Annotated in this window: 13 protein-coding genes; 4 read left to right on the top strand and 9 right to left on the bottom strand. The window is 50.7% G+C overall.

Annotated elements, in window-relative coordinates:
- Positions 1 to 197: 197 nt before the first annotated feature.
- Positions 198 to 1,292: a hypothetical protein gene (locus IG609_RS11570; RefSeq protein ID WP_039551861.1), complete on the bottom strand. Its 1,095-nt coding sequence runs from the start codon at positions 1,290 to 1,292 to the stop codon at positions 198 to 200.
- 446 nt (positions 1,293 to 1,738) lie between these two features.
- On the opposite strand from IG609_RS11570, the gene IG609_RS11565 reads away from it, so the two are divergent.
- Together IG609_RS11565 and IG609_RS11560 are read left to right on the top strand one after the other, a co-directional pair.
- Complete coding sequence (locus IG609_RS11565) at positions 1,739 to 2,278, top strand: hypothetical protein (protein ID WP_039551859.1); 540 nt, start codon at positions 1,739 to 1,741, stop codon at positions 2,276 to 2,278.
- A 134-nt stretch (positions 2,279 to 2,412) separates the two neighbouring features.
- Positions 2,413 to 2,658 (top strand): hypothetical protein, encoded by a 246-nt coding sequence (locus IG609_RS11560; protein WP_039551857.1) that lies wholly within the window; start codon positions 2,413 to 2,415, stop codon positions 2,656 to 2,658.
- A gap of 602 nt (positions 2,659 to 3,260) precedes the next feature.
- Here the strand turns inward: IG609_RS11560 and dsr1 are convergent.
- The 8 genes from dsr1 to pilL2 form a co-directional block, all read right to left on the bottom strand.
- Positions 3,261 to 7,100 carry an anti-phage defense-associated sirtuin Dsr1 gene (dsr1, locus tag IG609_RS11555; RefSeq protein WP_039551855.1) on the bottom strand — a complete coding sequence of 1,280 codons (3,840 nt, stop codon included), beginning with the start codon at positions 7,098 to 7,100 and terminating at the stop codon, positions 3,261 to 3,263.
- Between the two features lie 428 nt (positions 7,101 to 7,528).
- A complete protein-coding gene (locus tag IG609_RS11550; RefSeq protein ID WP_039551854.1) occupies positions 7,529 to 8,278 on the bottom strand; it encodes a TIGR03747 family integrating conjugative element membrane protein in 750 nt (249 codons plus the stop codon).
- Positions 8,275 to 10,434 (bottom strand): type IV conjugative transfer system coupling protein TraD, encoded by a 2,160-nt coding sequence (gene traD / locus IG609_RS11545; RefSeq protein WP_039551853.1) that lies wholly within the window; start codon positions 10,432 to 10,434, stop codon positions 8,275 to 8,277. The genes IG609_RS11550 and traD overlap by 4 nt, the downstream gene beginning before the upstream one ends.
- A gap of 4 nt (positions 10,435 to 10,438) precedes the next feature.
- A complete protein-coding gene (locus IG609_RS11540) occupies positions 10,439 to 10,978 on the bottom strand; it encodes an integrating conjugative element protein (protein WP_039551851.1) in 540 nt (179 codons plus the stop codon).
- Complete coding sequence (locus IG609_RS11535) at positions 10,975 to 11,568, bottom strand: transglycosylase SLT domain-containing protein (protein WP_039551850.1); 594 nt, start codon at positions 11,566 to 11,568, stop codon at positions 10,975 to 10,977. Before IG609_RS11535 ends, IG609_RS11540 begins: the two co-directional genes overlap by 4 nt.
- Positions 11,550 to 12,278: a TIGR03759 family integrating conjugative element protein gene (locus IG609_RS11530; RefSeq protein WP_431040438.1), complete on the bottom strand. Its 729-nt coding sequence runs from the start codon at positions 12,276 to 12,278 to the stop codon at positions 11,550 to 11,552. Before IG609_RS11530 ends, IG609_RS11535 begins: the two co-directional genes overlap by 19 nt.
- Positions 12,278 to 12,928, bottom strand: a complete 651-nt coding sequence (locus tag IG609_RS11525) for a hypothetical protein (protein ID WP_039551846.1) — start codon at positions 12,926 to 12,928, stop codon at positions 12,278 to 12,280. Before IG609_RS11525 ends, IG609_RS11530 begins: the two co-directional genes overlap by 1 nt.
- Complete coding sequence (gene pilL2 / locus IG609_RS11520) at positions 12,925 to 13,494, bottom strand: PFGI-1 class ICE element type IV pilus protein PilL2 (RefSeq protein WP_039551844.1); 570 nt, start codon at positions 13,492 to 13,494, stop codon at positions 12,925 to 12,927. Before pilL2 ends, IG609_RS11525 begins: the two co-directional genes overlap by 4 nt.
- A 724-nt stretch (positions 13,495 to 14,218) precedes the next feature.
- Here pilL2 and IG609_RS11515 point away from each other — a divergent pair.
- Positions 14,219 to 14,782 carry a hypothetical protein gene (locus IG609_RS11515; RefSeq protein ID WP_039551842.1) on the top strand — a complete coding sequence of 188 codons (564 nt, stop codon included), beginning with the start codon at positions 14,219 to 14,221 and terminating at the stop codon, positions 14,780 to 14,782.
- A 96-nt stretch (positions 14,783 to 14,878) separates the two neighbouring features.
- Positions 14,879 to 15,604 carry a hypothetical protein gene (locus tag IG609_RS11510; protein WP_039551840.1) on the top strand — a complete coding sequence of 242 codons (726 nt, stop codon included), beginning with the start codon at positions 14,879 to 14,881 and terminating at the stop codon, positions 15,602 to 15,604.
- Positions 15,605 to 15,773: the final 169 nt, after the last annotated feature.

Raw genomic sequence — 15,773 nt, 5'->3', positions numbered from 1 at the left:
ATCGGAAGCTACGTTTACCGATTTGAGAACGGCTGAAAATGGAGAAGAATATGAGTTCGAACGTTCCTGGTATTCATGCGGTTCGTGCGTTGGATATGACCATAGCGAAGTGAAAACGGAATACAAGCACTTAATTGCGCAACTCACCCGACTCCCGTCTTAAAAATAGTTACTGAAGTAAAAGCGATATAGTCAAACTAGAAATTACCAACCCTAACTTTATTAATTGTGTTTGCATTTGATAGTTTATAAATCCTTTCATTTCTATCAATACGACAATTAAAATAAACCCCCCCAGCAAAACTCATCGACCAACCTTTAACTCTCTCTCTTTTTCCTATTACTTTCAATACTCCTACCTTTGCATGATTGGCAACATTAAGTATCCCTACCCACTTCATATATTTCTCATCGACATGGTCACTATTTAATTTTAAAATATCCATCTCATTACTAAATGAAAGGTTTGAAAATAATAAGCAAAACTTCAAGCTGAATTTTTTATCGTTTATTGAGAATTCACAATCGTTGTATGAAATCGATTGCCAAATACTTCGACTGGCTTTATGAGCGAAATCCTTTTCTTGATTTAAAAATTTTACCTCAATTCCAAATGGCGCTGGCTCAAAACCCAGCTTAACTAGATGAGCTTTAGGGTATAGGACATAATCAATTCTAACTTTTAAGTTTTCAGTAATATGAGTCCCTGTTACCTCTTGATAAATATGAAAGTCATATTTTAATAAATTAAACATCCATTCCTTAAGTTCTGCTTCTGATGAGAATAGAGATAAATATTCTTCAGAGCTCTCTCTCTTTTCTTTTTTAATTCGGATCTCTTGTTGGTATAATGCAAAGAGCGCTTTGTCCATATCGAAGGTCTGAATGAAGGTGTCTATATGCTCGGATAAGATTTGATAGGCCTCACGATATTTTTTATCTTGTTCAGAATATATCGATTCGGTTTCTCCATATAATAACTGAAATTTTTCATGCGAGAGGAGCGATAACTTTTTACTGCGTATTTGTGATTCAATATCATATCCATCTTCAATGGCGGGATCAAATATGCGAGCGGGCAGACCTTTAAGTTCATCTAAAGCATCTATTGCTTTGAGCGCACCACCTTTCTGTCTTCCGCAGTTGTTGCATTGGCGAACATAGTGCTCACCACCACCAAATACACGAATTTTTATTTCAAGGTGTAAGTCGCATTCACATGGCTTATACAACAGTAGTGCCATTTGCCTATCGATATCTTCTATTCTTGCTATCGTAAAATCATTGTTCATCAGTTTCTTAATCCTAAAGCAAAGGTTCTAATGACATGGACGCAATTATATGATTTTCTCAATTTATTGGCAGCCAAGTAAAGGTAATTATATGACGTAAGATTGCTGCATCGCTGACATTCCCTTCATCAGTCAAAGCATAATGGTGAATGAATGATGTCCGCTGATCCTACCCACGTAATGTGAACACGGCTCTAAGCGAGGTTCTGGTTTGCAAACTATTCAGGACTGATACCGTAACCAGTCCGCTCCACTCTCAGCCAGAACCGAGCCATTCAGGTCATTTCCCTTGCCACTAGGACAGACTGGTGATTCTGTCCAGCATCTGCTGACGATTCTCACGTTAACCAGATTCGCCGATTGAGTGATGAATGCCTGCATCGCAGTGGTGTAAAACGGGTATAATATAGAAAAAGTACATCAGTCAGAGATGATAAGGACTGCCTGTGAAGAACGTCAGTTTTCACCCGTATATCGGAGATAAATACTATGACAGCCGTTATGGCGTTCGCGTACTGGTGCTCGGAGAGTCCCACTACGGTGACAAGCAGGATTTGGCATCGGACTTTACACAGCATGTTGTGAAAACGCATGCCCTGAAAGCCGGTCTTCCCTTCTTCAGTAAGTTGACAAATGTGCTCAGAGGCAATACTGATTACCTTTTAGAACAGGAGCGGATTGAGGCCTGGAGACACGTTGGCTTTTACAATTACATCCAGGAGTTTGTTGGTGAAGGGGCCCGAATTGCACCAACTCCGGATATGTGGACTTCGGCACAACTGCCATTCATTGAAGTGGTGAAACAGCTGGAACCGGACGTCATTCTGGTGCTCGGCAGCCGGCTCTGGAACATAATGCCGGAACTGCCCCCTGAGTATCCCGTAGAATGGTGCAGCATCCTGCACCCCAGCAGCGGCATGGCTTATGAACCGGCTATTGCGGCTCTTGCAACATCGGTTAAGAAAGCAGGCGGGTTTTTCCTGTAAAAAGAACGGCGGCTGCATATCTGGAGTACCTCCTGGATATCTGGACGGGTCGCCAATTCTGTCTATGTAATATAGACGCTGCGGATTTTTTAATTTAAATTGAAATAATTTTTTAATCTCAAGGAGAGCAACTGATGGGTAAAAAAAGCATCGAGTTTGTCGATGACGATGACAGGCCATGTGTTTTAACTGATAAAGATTATAATCAGGTTGAGAAATACTATTCTGCTCTATTAGACTTATATAGTAAGCAAGGGGTAGACATGAAAGAAGTAATCGGTGAATTATTAGAAATATTGACAGCTGCTGATAAGGGTGATCGTGCAACCGTATTAAATGTCACCCAATATCCAGAAGATGTGGCACAGCGCTTTAATTAATTCTAATAATTTCGAAAGGTCACGAGAGCGGCCTTTTTTTCGTCCTTCGTTAATTGCTGGCATCAGGCGCAACTGTGGTTGTGGGGCCAGTTGCAAAGTTGCTGGCATACATACTGCCACTGTTATGTAACTCCCGCGCCAGTCTGGACACTCCTGTAATTCGCGCCATTGATCAGTTTTCAGGCATACGAAACCAGAGATGGCCATACCGCTCCACTTTCTGCCAGAACCGCGCATTCAGGTCATTTCCCATACCACCAGGGAAGCCCGGTGATTCTGTCCATCAGCCAGATACTATCGCCACTCATGCGAATGCGAGATATTTGACTGGCAGCTACGAGCGAGAAACGAGCCTTAAGCAAGGCTATGAGGTCCGCTGAAAGCGAAAAGCAGATCTGACGGAATCATTGACTCCAGCTCATTTTCGTTTTGAAAGCAAAGACTATCGGTATATACACAGTTTCAAGTTCCACTCAACTAACCTGCGTAGCCTCGAAGTTTAGCCGAACCGAAAAATGACGTTTTTCGGTTCGGCTAAGATCTGATGATTTTAAAATGGCATCTTCAGATGTGCAATTACTTGGTTGTGTTATGAAACTGTTTCAGCCTTTTTTGCGCCTCAAATAGGTTTTTAGACGTTCAGCATGCTGGCTTTTTTCAAGGGTAGGATTACCCATAAAAATCTGCTCAAGGCATATGCTGAGCTCATCCGGCAATAAGGGTTGATCGACAATCAGTGCACTGAGTATATCGAGCGATTCTTTTGGGTATTTGTTACACATGCCGGAATTTAAAAACAAATTAATCAAGTAATGTAAAAACTCAACAGGTATTATCCAGGCACTTACGAGTTTATAACCGGCTGGGAAAGCATCACCTGCAGACAGAATCAGCTGAACTAGCAACTCTGAAATTCGTGGCGTTATTCTCTCTATGGATTTTGGCCATAAACTGTTCCAGAAGGGGGTAATACGATTAGCCCAGTAGGCTTCACGCTGGTCACCAGCAGCTTCCAGCGCCTGGGTTAGCGCTTGCAATACAGTTTCAAGCCCCTCGTTAGTGAGGGTATTAAAAGCCTCCCTGAACTCAACGTCTGTAAAACTCTCACCCATATCCAGCGCTGTGTAAGTCAGTACGCTGATGTACTGATTGTTATATTCTCCAAGCAGGTCCAGGTGGTTAACAGTGCGCAGAAAATCCTGTTTAAAAATATCAAACAAGGGCTGGTATAACCGAGGGGACCATAAGAAACCAGACCAAACTACTCTAGCTTCAGATGGGTTATCCCAGTTGAAGAAAGGTAAAAGGTGAGCTTTCGTCCACACGGGGTCAATGCGTAACAGGGGTATCAGGTTCGACGCCAGAATTACACGTCCGTGTCGGAACCTACGGATTTTGACGTCGCACAACGCTGTGAAATAGGGCTCAAGCCAGGATGGAAGCAGATCATCATCCTGCATGTCATTGCTAAAGAGGTAATTGAATAATGCTTGTGTCACATACCCAACTGGGTGATTTATCGCTTCAGATACGGGATTGTCAATCGGCTCCCCATTTACCAGCGTGTCAGAGTCAGCTTTAAGTGGGATTGCCAGCAGTCGCTTGCATAATGATTTAAAAATATCATCATGCGATGCTAGTATTTTCGAACATCTTTCGAGCCACCATCCAAGTGTATGAGCCAATGCCTGTAATGTATTATTGGGCATTGCATGAATCAGTGGTGCCACGGCATCCCATGTTTTCGTGGGCATTTCATCCCGACTCCAGGCTTGTAGCGCTTCTTTCCAGCGCTGCTCAGGCCAGATGCTGCTTTCAGAAAGATAAAGTAGTGCTTTCAGGCTTTCGTCAAAATAATCTGTGCAGACATCCCTCCAGCCATCATCTCCAAGCATCCATTGCTTCTCGGGATCTTCTCTGAGCCACTCAATAAGTGCCTGCCAGGTTTCGGGTGCAGGGTTAGAGTTAAAGCGCGCTTCTAGTTCGCTTTCTCCCGAAGAGCCCATCCAAAAGCTGAACTCGTCGCGTTGATTAGACGACAGCTTTAGTTTTGGGAGCATCGAGGAAATCGTATGTAAGCGTACAGAGGCATCTTCGCCAAGCGCCAGCCCTGATGATTGAAGTTTGGCCAGTGCAAGCCAGATTCGCTTGCATTGATGCCATTGGGCTTGTTCATCGGTTTCGTAATACACGTTATCAGTAAATGGAGGGCCGGCAAGGATCGCTGATTCTAGTTGGTGCTGCTCATCTGGGGTGAGGTCTTTTCCTCGCAATACAAGCAGCCTGAAGACCTCCCTACCGGTTTCAACTGACCACAACCAGTGTGCTTCATTGTCTGTTAACCATGATACCCATTGCTCTCCGGTTATATTTTCATCCTGGCTTGCCGCGAACAGCGCAAGTCTTTTAAATAACGTATAAGGCAACTGGAACCAGGCAATTGCAGCCTGGGTTGCATGAAGGGGTTCAGTTTCCAATAACCCTAACCAGGCGTCGCGCAAAAGCTCTATAAGCAACGTCCAGTCTCTGTGTCCGCGATTCTGTGGATGAGCCTGAATTGATGGCTGGATCAAGTGGGAGTAGTCAGGCACCTCATCTCCATCAGACATCATCTTCATCAGGTCCAGCGCATCCCTCAGCAATAGCTGGAGGTCATCAAAGAGTGCGGGAAGAGCCCGACGTAAGCGCTCATCGTTACCAGTATTCAACATCGAGCGGGCGTGGGTCGTCGAAAGCACTAAATCCCATTGCGCAAGCTGCTTCATGCCAATCTGGCCATTTTCTGCTTCTTCCCCGGAAAGTGAGGGCAGGTCGTAGGGTTCGCTTAAACGGATGCGAGGTGCAAGCAGCTCCCTTAATTCAAAACGCAAAGTTGCAGTGAGTGGTCCGGCTCCCAGTTGTCGTTTCCAGGGGACGATTTCCCCGTTCGCAAATGAAAGTTCTACGCGGCGGCTCAGGAAAAGCTGCCACAACTTTTTCATTTGCGGGCCGGGAATGGCAGAAGGGGAATGTTGGCGGATTTCATTGAGTTCGGATGTTTTACCTTCCTTTTCCAGCTTTGCATACGAAGCAATTTTTTCGGAAATCATGTTTCTGAAGTAAGGATGTAATTGAGTCCCTCCTTTTGCGAAACTGATAAGGAGTTTCGGATCGTCGAGGTATCTCAGGAGCCATATAGCCAGATTTATCATCATCTCATCCCATTGCGTGTAGTGATGATCGCCGGCAAAAAGCATCATGAACGGTGATAAATGATAAGGTGATGGGCGGCGTATTAAGCTGAAACCGAGTTTTTCGTCGCCGTTTTCGCGCGGTGTTACTCCAAATCGCTTGAGATCGGATTGGCTGAAGCGATTTTCATTGAGTCCCTTGAAGTACCACTCCAGTGGTGGTGCTGGTTTGTGTTCTGCCAAACGGCGGGCAGGCAAGCCTGACTTGTCTGATAGCGCCCATAACATTCGTCCAACAAAGTCATCCTGAACCGTGCTCTTTGAGGGGTAAGAAGACGCGTATTTGAGCACAATGCTTTCTTTGCCGGTTACGCCATCCCGGTATGTATTCGCCCACGCGATAAGCGTCTTATGAAGGAGAGAGTGATCCTGCTTTTTATTTTTTAATACTTTCGCTTCGTAGAGAACAGGGGTAACGCCCTTAGCCAGCCATTCTGTGCGCTTGTCATCCATTTGGCCGCTTACGAAGCTGGCGAATGCCCAGGCTGGCTGCGTAGTTTCACCCTGGAGCTTATCGGCCGCCAGCGCATCCATCATATAACGCAGAACGGGGTCATTAATACCGTATCCAACAAAACAAACAACGTAATTTCTGAATAGTTCGCTGACGAAGCGCGCCGCCCATCGCTCCGTCAGATATGCCTGACCAAAATCACCGCTTGTTATAACCAGCCGGTTGAGTGCCGTTTCATCCATTTTTCGGCTAATGGCTCCGTGCAAATAAACAAGTCCATTCCAGCGGCTGTTTTTAGGGACGGGTAGCATGGGCGCACAGAAAACGGGAAATTTGTACCGATCCCGCTTGCCTGCCAATTCAAATAAAGAGTCAAAATTTGTTGTGACCAGTCGCATTCTGTCGTCATGCGTTCTGGATAGGCAAAGCAGGGCAGAATGGGTTTCGGTGGCTGACTGAGGGAATGACCGACGTGTCAGTGCAGAAACCAATGCTCGCCTGACCGCCATCCTTCCCAGCGGAAATCGATGCTCAAGTAAGTTCAGGGTGGAGTCATACTTGCAATCATTAAAAGTTGCCTCTTCCTGAGGAGTCTTGCGCGGATCGGTTTGCTTAAAAATGTCCTCAACCAGTTGCCTGAAGTCAGGCAACTTAGCTGGGACGGATACGCCCGCACCACAGAAAAAAACTACACGTCCTTCTTCATGTGCTTGTAGCAATGAATCTGGAATATCCGGTCCGTTGGTTACAAACTGCATTGCGGCAGCCTCCTAATAGTCTTTATTTACACACGCCAATCCATGATTGGTATATCATTTTTTTAATTATTACAATTGTTTATGGTTGATAGTGAGTTAAAAAACACATTTTATTTATTATAAAATCGGCATATGCCAGTTTATATTTCGGATGCTTTCACCGGCCGCGAGATTACTGAAAAGAGGCGGCACGGTTTTCAACTGATAATTACTTACTACGTTGAACCTGTGACTGAGGTCTGATGGCAAATGGATTAAGCTAAGTAGCAGTTAAGGTCCGCTTTGAGCTGTGAGTTCAATGAGTGTGTTGCATCCATCGGTTGAACTCACAGCACAGAGCGGCCTGTCAGATTAGGTTTGGTTCTGTGCCGTAAAATAGCCAATCCGGGCTGAATCAATAGAAATAAGAGAGTGATGAGCAAGCACAGCTACAAATACTTTTTAAAGCTACTCGCCGTCAGCGCCACAGCGACGCCCAGCAATGCAGCGCCGGGCAGCAGAATCATCAGCGGATGAACCGAAATCGGTAGCGCCAGATAGGTTACCCAGGGCAGCACAGCCAGCGGCAATAGCGCTGCCTTGGCTCTGTGGTAAACAAATCCTGATTCCCGGCCTGCACCAAACCTGCGTACATCGCGCCGGACCAGACCATCCACCAGCCCGATGAATACCGACATGAGGGGGAGTGGCAGTGTCAGTATCAGGACGAGCAGGCGCACCATGAACGTCAACGTGGTGAAGGCTGCGGTGATCAGATAATTTTCTGACCATACATAGACTTGGCTCACAAAGTAGCGGAAGTCCCGACTGGGTGTCTGGCTGGGAGCTCGCGCACGCTCGGCGTTCTGCTGCATGCGCTCAAGCAGTCCGGTCTTGACGAACATCCATTCATAGCCGGTGTCGATGAGCTGGTGTGCCGTGCGGCCCGGCTCCTGCACGATGACGCTACGGGTAAAGTTATTCGACAGGTGTCCCAATTCGTACTGCAGCATCGCTTGCGAGTGTTGCCAGCCCTGGTCTTTCCAGAAAAGATGCATACCTGCGCATTCCACGATGATTGAAATCAGCAATGAGCCAATCAACACTCCCACTAACCTGAATGGCAAGGTAATGACACTCGCCAGCAGGCTTTGTCGGCGTGTTTGCTGATGTTGTGCCGTAGCCGCTGGATCGCTCATGGCGCTTTACTCTCGTCGATAATAGGGTCGGCATCCTCATCAAGCAGTTCAGGCGGTAGCGTTTGCTCCTGTAGCGTAGATGAGCCCTGGTTCTGCCACCATTGACCGGTATCGGTGTAGCTTTGACGCATGTAACCTGCCAATTGCTGAAGATCGGTTGGCATGATTTCATCTGGGTCGGGGGCGGGCAGGGGCATGCGGACTTTCCACAGGTTGCCACCTTGCAGCAGTGCAAAGCATTGCCCTTTCGGAAGTTGAACAACGTGTGACGGCTCAATCATCGGCACGCTCGACATGCTGATGCGATCCTGTGTGTTGCTGGTGAAGTCGGTTTTGGCGTGGATGTCGGAGCTGTCTGTCGCGCCGCTGACCACGGTCGTCGTGTAGACCTCCACTTTGGGCAACTGTTTTGTGAGCAGTTCGGCGGTGGCTGTCTCGCGCACGCGCAGCATGAACAGGTTGTTGAAATTGCCGACGACTTGACCGGCTTTGGCGCGATTGCCGATGCGGGCTTCAATATCGCTCAGTGTTTGAGTGTAAGCGGTGACCTGGATGCCAGCGCCGCCGCCTTTGTTGATCATCGGGATGAATTCGTCGCCCATCAGTTCATTGAATTCATCGGCATGAACATTGATTGGTACTTTGGTGTCAGCCGATGCACCGGGCAGGCCATCGTCGATGCCGAATTTATAGATGTGTCCGGCCACCGAGACCATATCGCTGAACATCGAGTTGCCCACCGCAGCGGCGACTTCGGCATCGGAGAGCGCATCGAGTCCGACGTAGACGACCGCGCGTTTCCTGATGATCTGCATCCAGTCGAAAATCGGCCTGGGGTCGCTCAGATCCGAATAATTTGGAGCCAGTAACTGGGCGATTTTGCCACTGGTGAGTTTTTCAAGCAGAGGCAGCAGGCTGGCGACGATCTTGTCAAAGTACGTTTTGTCATAGCGAACCGCTGATCTCAGTCCGTCCAGTACGGGATCGTAGTTACGGGCCTGGCTGAGGTATTGCTCAAGGGCAACCACGCGCTTTTCGCGACCGATCATGTTCCTGGGAATGTTCTTCTCGTTGAGTTTGGCTTCAATTTGGACGATGACCTCCCAGGCTTTCGGTTCTGTGCGGGCGAAGTAGTGTTGGGCGTACTCGATGAACAACGCATCGATATTGATGACATGGCGCTGGATCAGCAGGTAGTCCGGTCGTTGCCCTAGTTCGATCAATGCACGTGCAATCACATTGACGAATCTCCAGGCAAATTCTCTGAATGCAGCAGAGTTACCCTCCCCGGAAAGCTGCCCTGCGATGCGGGTCGCGACTTCACTGATGCGGCCAAAACGTCCCACCGCGTTGTAACGGGCACTGATCTCCGGCCACCCCAGATGGAACACGTAGAACGCATTCTCTCTGCCTGCACGTCTGGCCTCGACGAACATTCTTTTGAGCAAATCCGCGTCGCCTTTAGGGTCGAAAACAATGACCACTTCGTGCTCGCCCTGGTAATTCTTTCGACGGATATCCTGGGTGATGAATAATTCAGCCAGCCGCGTTTTGCCTACGCGCGTGGTGCCCAGTACCAGGGAGTGGCCGACACGTTCACCCAAGGGCAGGCTGACGTCCACCTCGTCAGGCTCAATACCATGCAGACGCGGTAAGCCGCCAACGGGCGGTAATGGCCGCACCGGATTGAGTGGTATATCCCAGGTCGTAAGACGGGGCAGTTGCGATAATGGAAATGGTGCGAACTCCAGCCGCTCCTCCAGACGTCGGGCCAACTGGTAGGCGGATGTCGGCTCTACATAACGCCTGAACTCAGGTCGGTAGGTTTGCATCAACCGGTGAGTGTGTTTCTGCTCCCAACGAAATCCTTTGCCAATGAACAAACGTTGTTGGCTGACTGGCACGTCGCGGCTGGTCATCACGTAACGTGGCAGACGACGGATATTGCGTCGGTAGCGCAGGATCACCTGTGCATCGCGCCAGCGCAGTGTGCCAAAAAAACCGAATGCCAGTGCGCTACCGATGCCGATGTCCGGACTCAGCGCGAGCGACCACGGTGCTGCCACGCACAGCAGCGCGGCTCCGGCACAAACGGCAACGGTGTAGAGCTCCACAGGAGGGCGCAGCAGTACCTCGACCGGCTGAGTCTGTGCCATCGTGTTATTGCTCAATACCCGTGCTGGTGATGAGCACGGGGTAATGGCGCAGGCCAAGGCGTTCGGCCAGGTCATCGGCGGCAACGGGTGCAAGCTGCAGGCCCGGCGCGGCTGCGCGCAGGCGTACCAGACCGTCCTCAGTCTCTACGTTGACGACCAGACCGACGGCACCACGCTCGCGCAATGATGCGCCCTGGCGTTGCAGCCACACATGCGATGCTTCATCGTCGCCGACCAGGAAGAACGGCTGCAGGCCAGGAGCGTCAATGATCCGGCGTGCTACGGTGCCGGGTGTGAGTTTCGGGCTGCGTACTGGCAGCATGTCCGCTTCGGTGGCTGGATTGACCTGCACCGAGGGGAGTGCAATAGGGGGGCGTGGCGTACCAGGTGAACGTGCCTGAAGGCTTAGCGCTTCGTAGTACGGCAGGGCGGATGCGCCGCCCAGGTCTTTCACCACGATGGGCGGTTGTGCCGCGTGCAGCAATGGCGGTACGGTGGTGAGGGTTAGGATCAGGCCGTATACGGCAGCGATATGGGAAGTCATGGAGAGGTCTCCTTGCTGATAGTCGTGGCGAACAATTGCTGTTGTGGTCCTAATACGCGCTGAAGGTGCTGCGACACACTGCGGCGGTAGCGTGCCGCCGGAGCACCTCCAGCGGGTCGGTGGTAGCGACCAATCGCCAGCAGCCAGTCTTCGCCGGGTGTGTGCTGTTCTTTGAGTATCTGCGCAGCGATAGCCAGGTTGTTGTACGGATCGAGTAATTCGCAGGGCTGGCGGTAGCGGTGCTTCTGCCAACCGAGATTGATCTGCCCCAGGCCCACGTCGATGCGGGTAGGTGGTACGTCTTGCAGCGCCTGATGCACTCCTGCGCAGGCTTGCGCCTGGCTGGCATATCGGCGTGACTGGCCGGCGACATTCAGAGACCACGGCCACGGCACGATGCGCTCTCTCTGGTACACGCCACTTTCCTGCAACGCCACGGCATACAGGACGACGGAGGGAATACCTGCGCGTTGAGCGGCCAACTGGTAGGCGGGAGGAGGGATTTCTTGCGCCTGCGCCAGGTTGGTCAGCAGCAGGTACACCAGTAGTACATTCAGGCGCTGCATGGAGTTCAGGGCTGGCGTTGCCATTGACCATTGATCTGTCTGAGACTGGCAGGCAGTTCTCCGGGCATGCCCAGAGACAACCAGCGGCCGGCATCGTGGTTCAGGGTGATGGTGCCGTTACGCACCCGTACAGGGTTGATCCGGGCACGCTTGGCCCAATCGCGGATACGCGCATCGTCTTGCCGCGAGCCGACCATGTACAGGTCGAATTCAGTACCCGACGCTTGCAGGCGTTGTACGTGCTCGGTGCATGAAAGGCAGTCTTCTTTGATGAACACTGCCGTGCGGCCGCTGCCGGGCATTGCGTTGCTGTTGGGGGCGGCATCCGGCAGGTTCACCCGCTGCATGCCGGGGTTCAGCCTTTGCCAGGCTTCATCGTAAGCGCGTTGATAGGCCAGCAGCTTTTCAACGCGATGTGCTTCTGCCTGTACTTGCAGCTCGGCATAGCGCTGCCGTTCGTCGTCACTGCGTGCCTCGATGCCCAATGCTGATAGTGGGTCGAGGTTGGGTGAATATGTGCCGAGTGGTCCCTCCATGAGTTCGCGGTAACGCTGCCATTCTTCGGCGTTCAGGCCCCAGTCCTGGGCCAGGTGCGCGTCTCGGTGCTGTTCGACCCGAGTCGGTACGATACGAGACTCCATAGTGGTGGGCTGCTGTGCCATCGTGGGGAGTGGAAGGGTGGTCACCGCAGCAGCGATAAGGATCGTCATCAGGCGTTTCATGGTCTTCTCCATCAGGGGATCGCCAGACGGCGCGTCTGTCCAGCGCGGCTGAAAATTGCGGTATCACCCTCAATGGCATCCAGTCGCCACTGGCCCACGGTTTCGCCGAGCGACACAAGCTGGATTTGTGTGGATGACAGCTTTCCGCTGGCAGGTGTCAGCGAAACCATACGTTGTCCCGCACGCAGTTCCAGACCCAAGATGCGGAACGGAAATGGCATGTTCTTGGGCACTGTCGCTGCAGGGCTGGCAGTGCTGTGGGTGGTTGGCGGGCTCGGGCGGGCAACGTCCTGTTGAGACTTGAGCCGCTCAAGCTCGTCACGAAGGGTTTGCACGGCTTGTGTGGAAGCCTGGTTTTCCTGCATCTGCTCGATTTGAACGAGGCGATTTTCCAGATTCTGCTGTAATTCCCGTAGGGTTGTAGCGCTGGCAGGGAGAGTGTGCGTTTGAAGTACCTGCATGCTATCAGCCAGCTCTGCCATGCTTGCTTCCAGTACGTGAACTTGCCGCACGCTGGCATCCACCTGTTCACGTTCAGCAAGGTTGGCTATCGCGCGATAGCTCTGGCTGATAAAAACAGTGAGCACACTCAACCACGCATAGATCAGGAACCAGGAGACTGCGGTTGCCGTGCGCTTCAGCCTCGTAGGTGCGTTGTTCATGGTTGACCTCCTGCGGACAGGGGCGCTTTACCTGCCTTGGCGGCCGGGAGGTCGCTGGAAACTGCACCGACCTCGCTATCTGTGCTGGCGCGTACAAAGCACACCTGCCGCACCCGGTCATCGACCTGCATATCCCACGCTGAGCCAGCCAGGGTCAACAGAGCGTCGCGTAGGGTCATTGGCCCCATGTGCAGGTGAGCGGCGGGGAGCGGAAGTGAATACAGTTCAATGAGGGTTTGTGCTGTTTCACAGAGCTGATAACCGCTGCGTTTGAGCACATGCCGCAGGCCATCACCGACGGTGGCACGGGCGTCTTCGGGGATTGCCACGTCAATTACCTGTAGCAGCAGGTCGCGTTGCGCCGCATTGGGTGCCAGTTCAACAAGGGTATAGCGCCCGTAGCGCACGATTGGGATGAAGTCCGGCGTCGCGTCGGGAACCGGGGAGACCGTTTTAATGGGCGGTGAGGGGGGCGGGGCAGTGGTTGTTGTGCATCCGCTGCTCAATGCTGCAATGATCAGCAGGTGACTGACGAACAACTGCCGGGTTGAATGTGTGGGTGACATGGTTCAGCTCTCTGTTGCGATGAGCTGCTACCTTCGTCTGAGGCGTGGGTTTGATCAGCAAAGAATGCGGATTGGGTGCCTTCCTTTTTGGCGTCTTTGCCGTAGACGAAGCAGAGGGGAGCGGTGATTCCAGCTCTGCAATTCGCCGAACACTACGCCAGGGCCTGATGCGGTAGTTTTATTAATCGGTGAGGCGAGTTCAACATATGCCGGTGGTTTCCGAAATTTGACCCAATTGCAGCGGCAGGCAAGGAAATTCTGCTCATCTAGGACGATGAATTGGTGCGGATTTTCCGTCACTGTCACTTGGATCATCTGGAGGCGGAGGGACTGGAAGACGGCGTCATTCCGTTGGCGATCCGCATGCAACCGTTGCCTGTGTATGTGGGAGTAACTGGAATAGGTAAACAGTTTATGAAGGTAGCCCCACCGCTCCCCGATAATCAACCATGGTCTGACTAAATTGGAGTGGTAATATACAAAGTTATTTAGGTGGAAGTAACAAAAATCTGAACTGAATTCTATAATGTCTGTGATCGGCCAGAAGAGGACATTCCATCATCTGTCTTTGGACTACTTGCAATAAACTCCAATCTCGAAATTTTTAGGTTTGCCTAAAAAGTTTGCTTGCGATTGCTCATTCTCATAAATCCGAATAGATTCAGTTTTATGAGAATGACAAGATTTTTTGTCTGTTATCCAAATCTAGCTAGGCGTCTTAATCATGATCCCAATCTACGAGCAGGGCTGCGGAAACGGCATCGGCCACGGGCTTTCGTCCTTCATTCGGCGCTTCGATGAAATTTGCACCGATCATCTCAGCAAAGGCCGTGCAAAGTCGTTCGCGTTTATCTTCTACGACTTCACCGATCAAGCTATCCGCAAGATTCTGAAGAACCAGGGCGTCTTCGCCCAGCTCGACCGTCTATCGGGCAAAGAGTTGAGCGTTTTCTATTTGCACGCTGGATCGAAGGTAACCATTGAGGCGTTTAACGATCATTTCATTAGCGCGCTCGGTATCGAAGGTCAGGCCACGCTTCCCTGCGTTGTGTTCTTCCGCGTCCGCGAGGACGCCATCGAAGACGTTGAGATCGCTCAACTCGAAAGCGCTGATCTAATTCATGGGTTCTCCGAGTTGTACGGCGCAATTCAGCAATACCTCTCTGCTAAGCCAGCGGCGGCTGCTGAGCCGTCTCGCGCAATTCGTTGGTTGAAGGGAGGTTCCAAATTTCTGTCAGTGGAACTATTCCGTGCCGCACTCAAGAAAGGCATGGAGTTCTTCTTCTAGTTCTATGCAGAGACGCCGGACCCTTCATTCCACCGGACCTGCGCGAAAAGCCGCGCAGGCCGCTGACTTCAGACGTTAGCCTTCAATGGATACAGCGTGGAAATACTTCAGCAAGCGATAAAGAAGCTATCAAACTCGATGCGGATCTATGGTGAGACTCACCTCAATTTCCAGAGACTGGTGCGCATTGACAAGGAAGAGGCTATTGATAATCTGGACCGCGCATTTGAATCGAAGCTAGAGGCATTTCATAGCCTTTATGACGTATCAAAAGCGCATTTGGATTACTTCGCTCATGCGGATACGGCATCCTTGATACTGGTTCGGAATGCGATCCATCATCGCGACCACTTGCTCTTCAGAAGCTGGAATCAGGAAATGGCTCTAGACGAGGGGTTCCGAAAGTATCTTGGAGCCGAGTTCCTTCTTGTTGACTATCCAACTCTCGGGGCTCCATCCAAGATGCGATATTTTTACAAGATCGAGGATTTTTATCATCGAATAGATGATGCCATGGCATCACCCTATCTTGAAAAAATGATGGGTCCCGTGAAGCGGCGAAAACTACTAGATCAAATTAATTCAGATCTATTCTTCTCGGAGATAAAGAGATACGCGGAATCTGAGAGGTATCCGCTTAAGCAGGTTTATGTAAACACTATCCCGATCTTTGTTTCAGCAACGTGTCGAGTTTTCCGCGCGCTGAAGGATGCGGGGGTCGAGCTCAAGGGGTTTGATGCAAATGCATACAAAGAGCCGTTTATCAATGAACTGGATGTCAGTTTCTCAAAATTCACGTGTACGCCTTTGCGTGTAACTTGAAGGCTAATAAATCGTTCAAGCCGGCACCGCTTCACGGCGCGGCTTAACTTAAGCGTTAGTGATTTAGGTGTCTGCTTCGGGTCGGGAGCAGACGGTCGCGGAGGGCTGCAACCGGCCAAGAACGGACCTCCAGAGCCCATAGAGTTACGCTACTGGCTAGTCCAAGGAG

The sequence above is a fragment of the Pectobacterium quasiaquaticum genome (genome assembly GCF_014946775.2).
Lineage (GTDB): Bacteria > Pseudomonadota > Gammaproteobacteria > Enterobacterales > Enterobacteriaceae > Pectobacterium > Pectobacterium aquaticum.
This window is presented reverse-complemented; position numbering and strand designations above follow the sequence as displayed.

Coding starts and splice junctions, on each gene's coding strand:
- IG609_RS11515 (WP_039551842.1), top strand. CDS start 14,219: ATGATCCCAATCTACGAGCAGGGCTGCGGAAACGGCATCGGCCACGGG.
- IG609_RS11540 (WP_039551851.1), bottom strand. CDS start 10,978: ATGACTTCCCATATCGCTGCCGTATACGGCCTGATCCTAACCCTCACC.
- IG609_RS11550 (WP_039551854.1), bottom strand. CDS start 8,278: ATGAGCGATCCAGCGGCTACGGCACAACATCAGCAAACACGCCGACAA.
- IG609_RS11525 (WP_039551846.1), bottom strand. CDS start 12,928: ATGAACAACGCACCTACGAGGCTGAAGCGCACGGCAACCGCAGTCTCC.
- pilL2 (WP_039551844.1), bottom strand. CDS start 13,494: ATGTCACCCACACATTCAACCCGGCAGTTGTTCGTCAGTCACCTGCTG.
- IG609_RS11570 (WP_039551861.1), bottom strand. CDS start 1,292: ATGAACAATGATTTTACGATAGCAAGAATAGAAGATATCGATAGGCAA.
- IG609_RS11530 (WP_431040438.1), bottom strand. CDS start 12,278: ATGGAGAAGACCATGAAACGCCTGATGACGATCCTTATCGCTGCTGCG.
- IG609_RS11560 (WP_039551857.1), top strand. CDS start 2,413: ATGGGTAAAAAAAGCATCGAGTTTGTCGATGACGATGACAGGCCATGT.
- dsr1 (WP_039551855.1), bottom strand. CDS start 7,100: ATGCAGTTTGTAACCAACGGACCGGATATTCCAGATTCATTGCTACAA.
- IG609_RS11535 (WP_039551850.1), bottom strand. CDS start 11,568: ATGGCAACGCCAGCCCTGAACTCCATGCAGCGCCTGAATGTACTACTG.
- traD (WP_039551853.1), bottom strand. CDS start 10,434: ATGGCACAGACTCAGCCGGTCGAGGTACTGCTGCGCCCTCCTGTGGAG.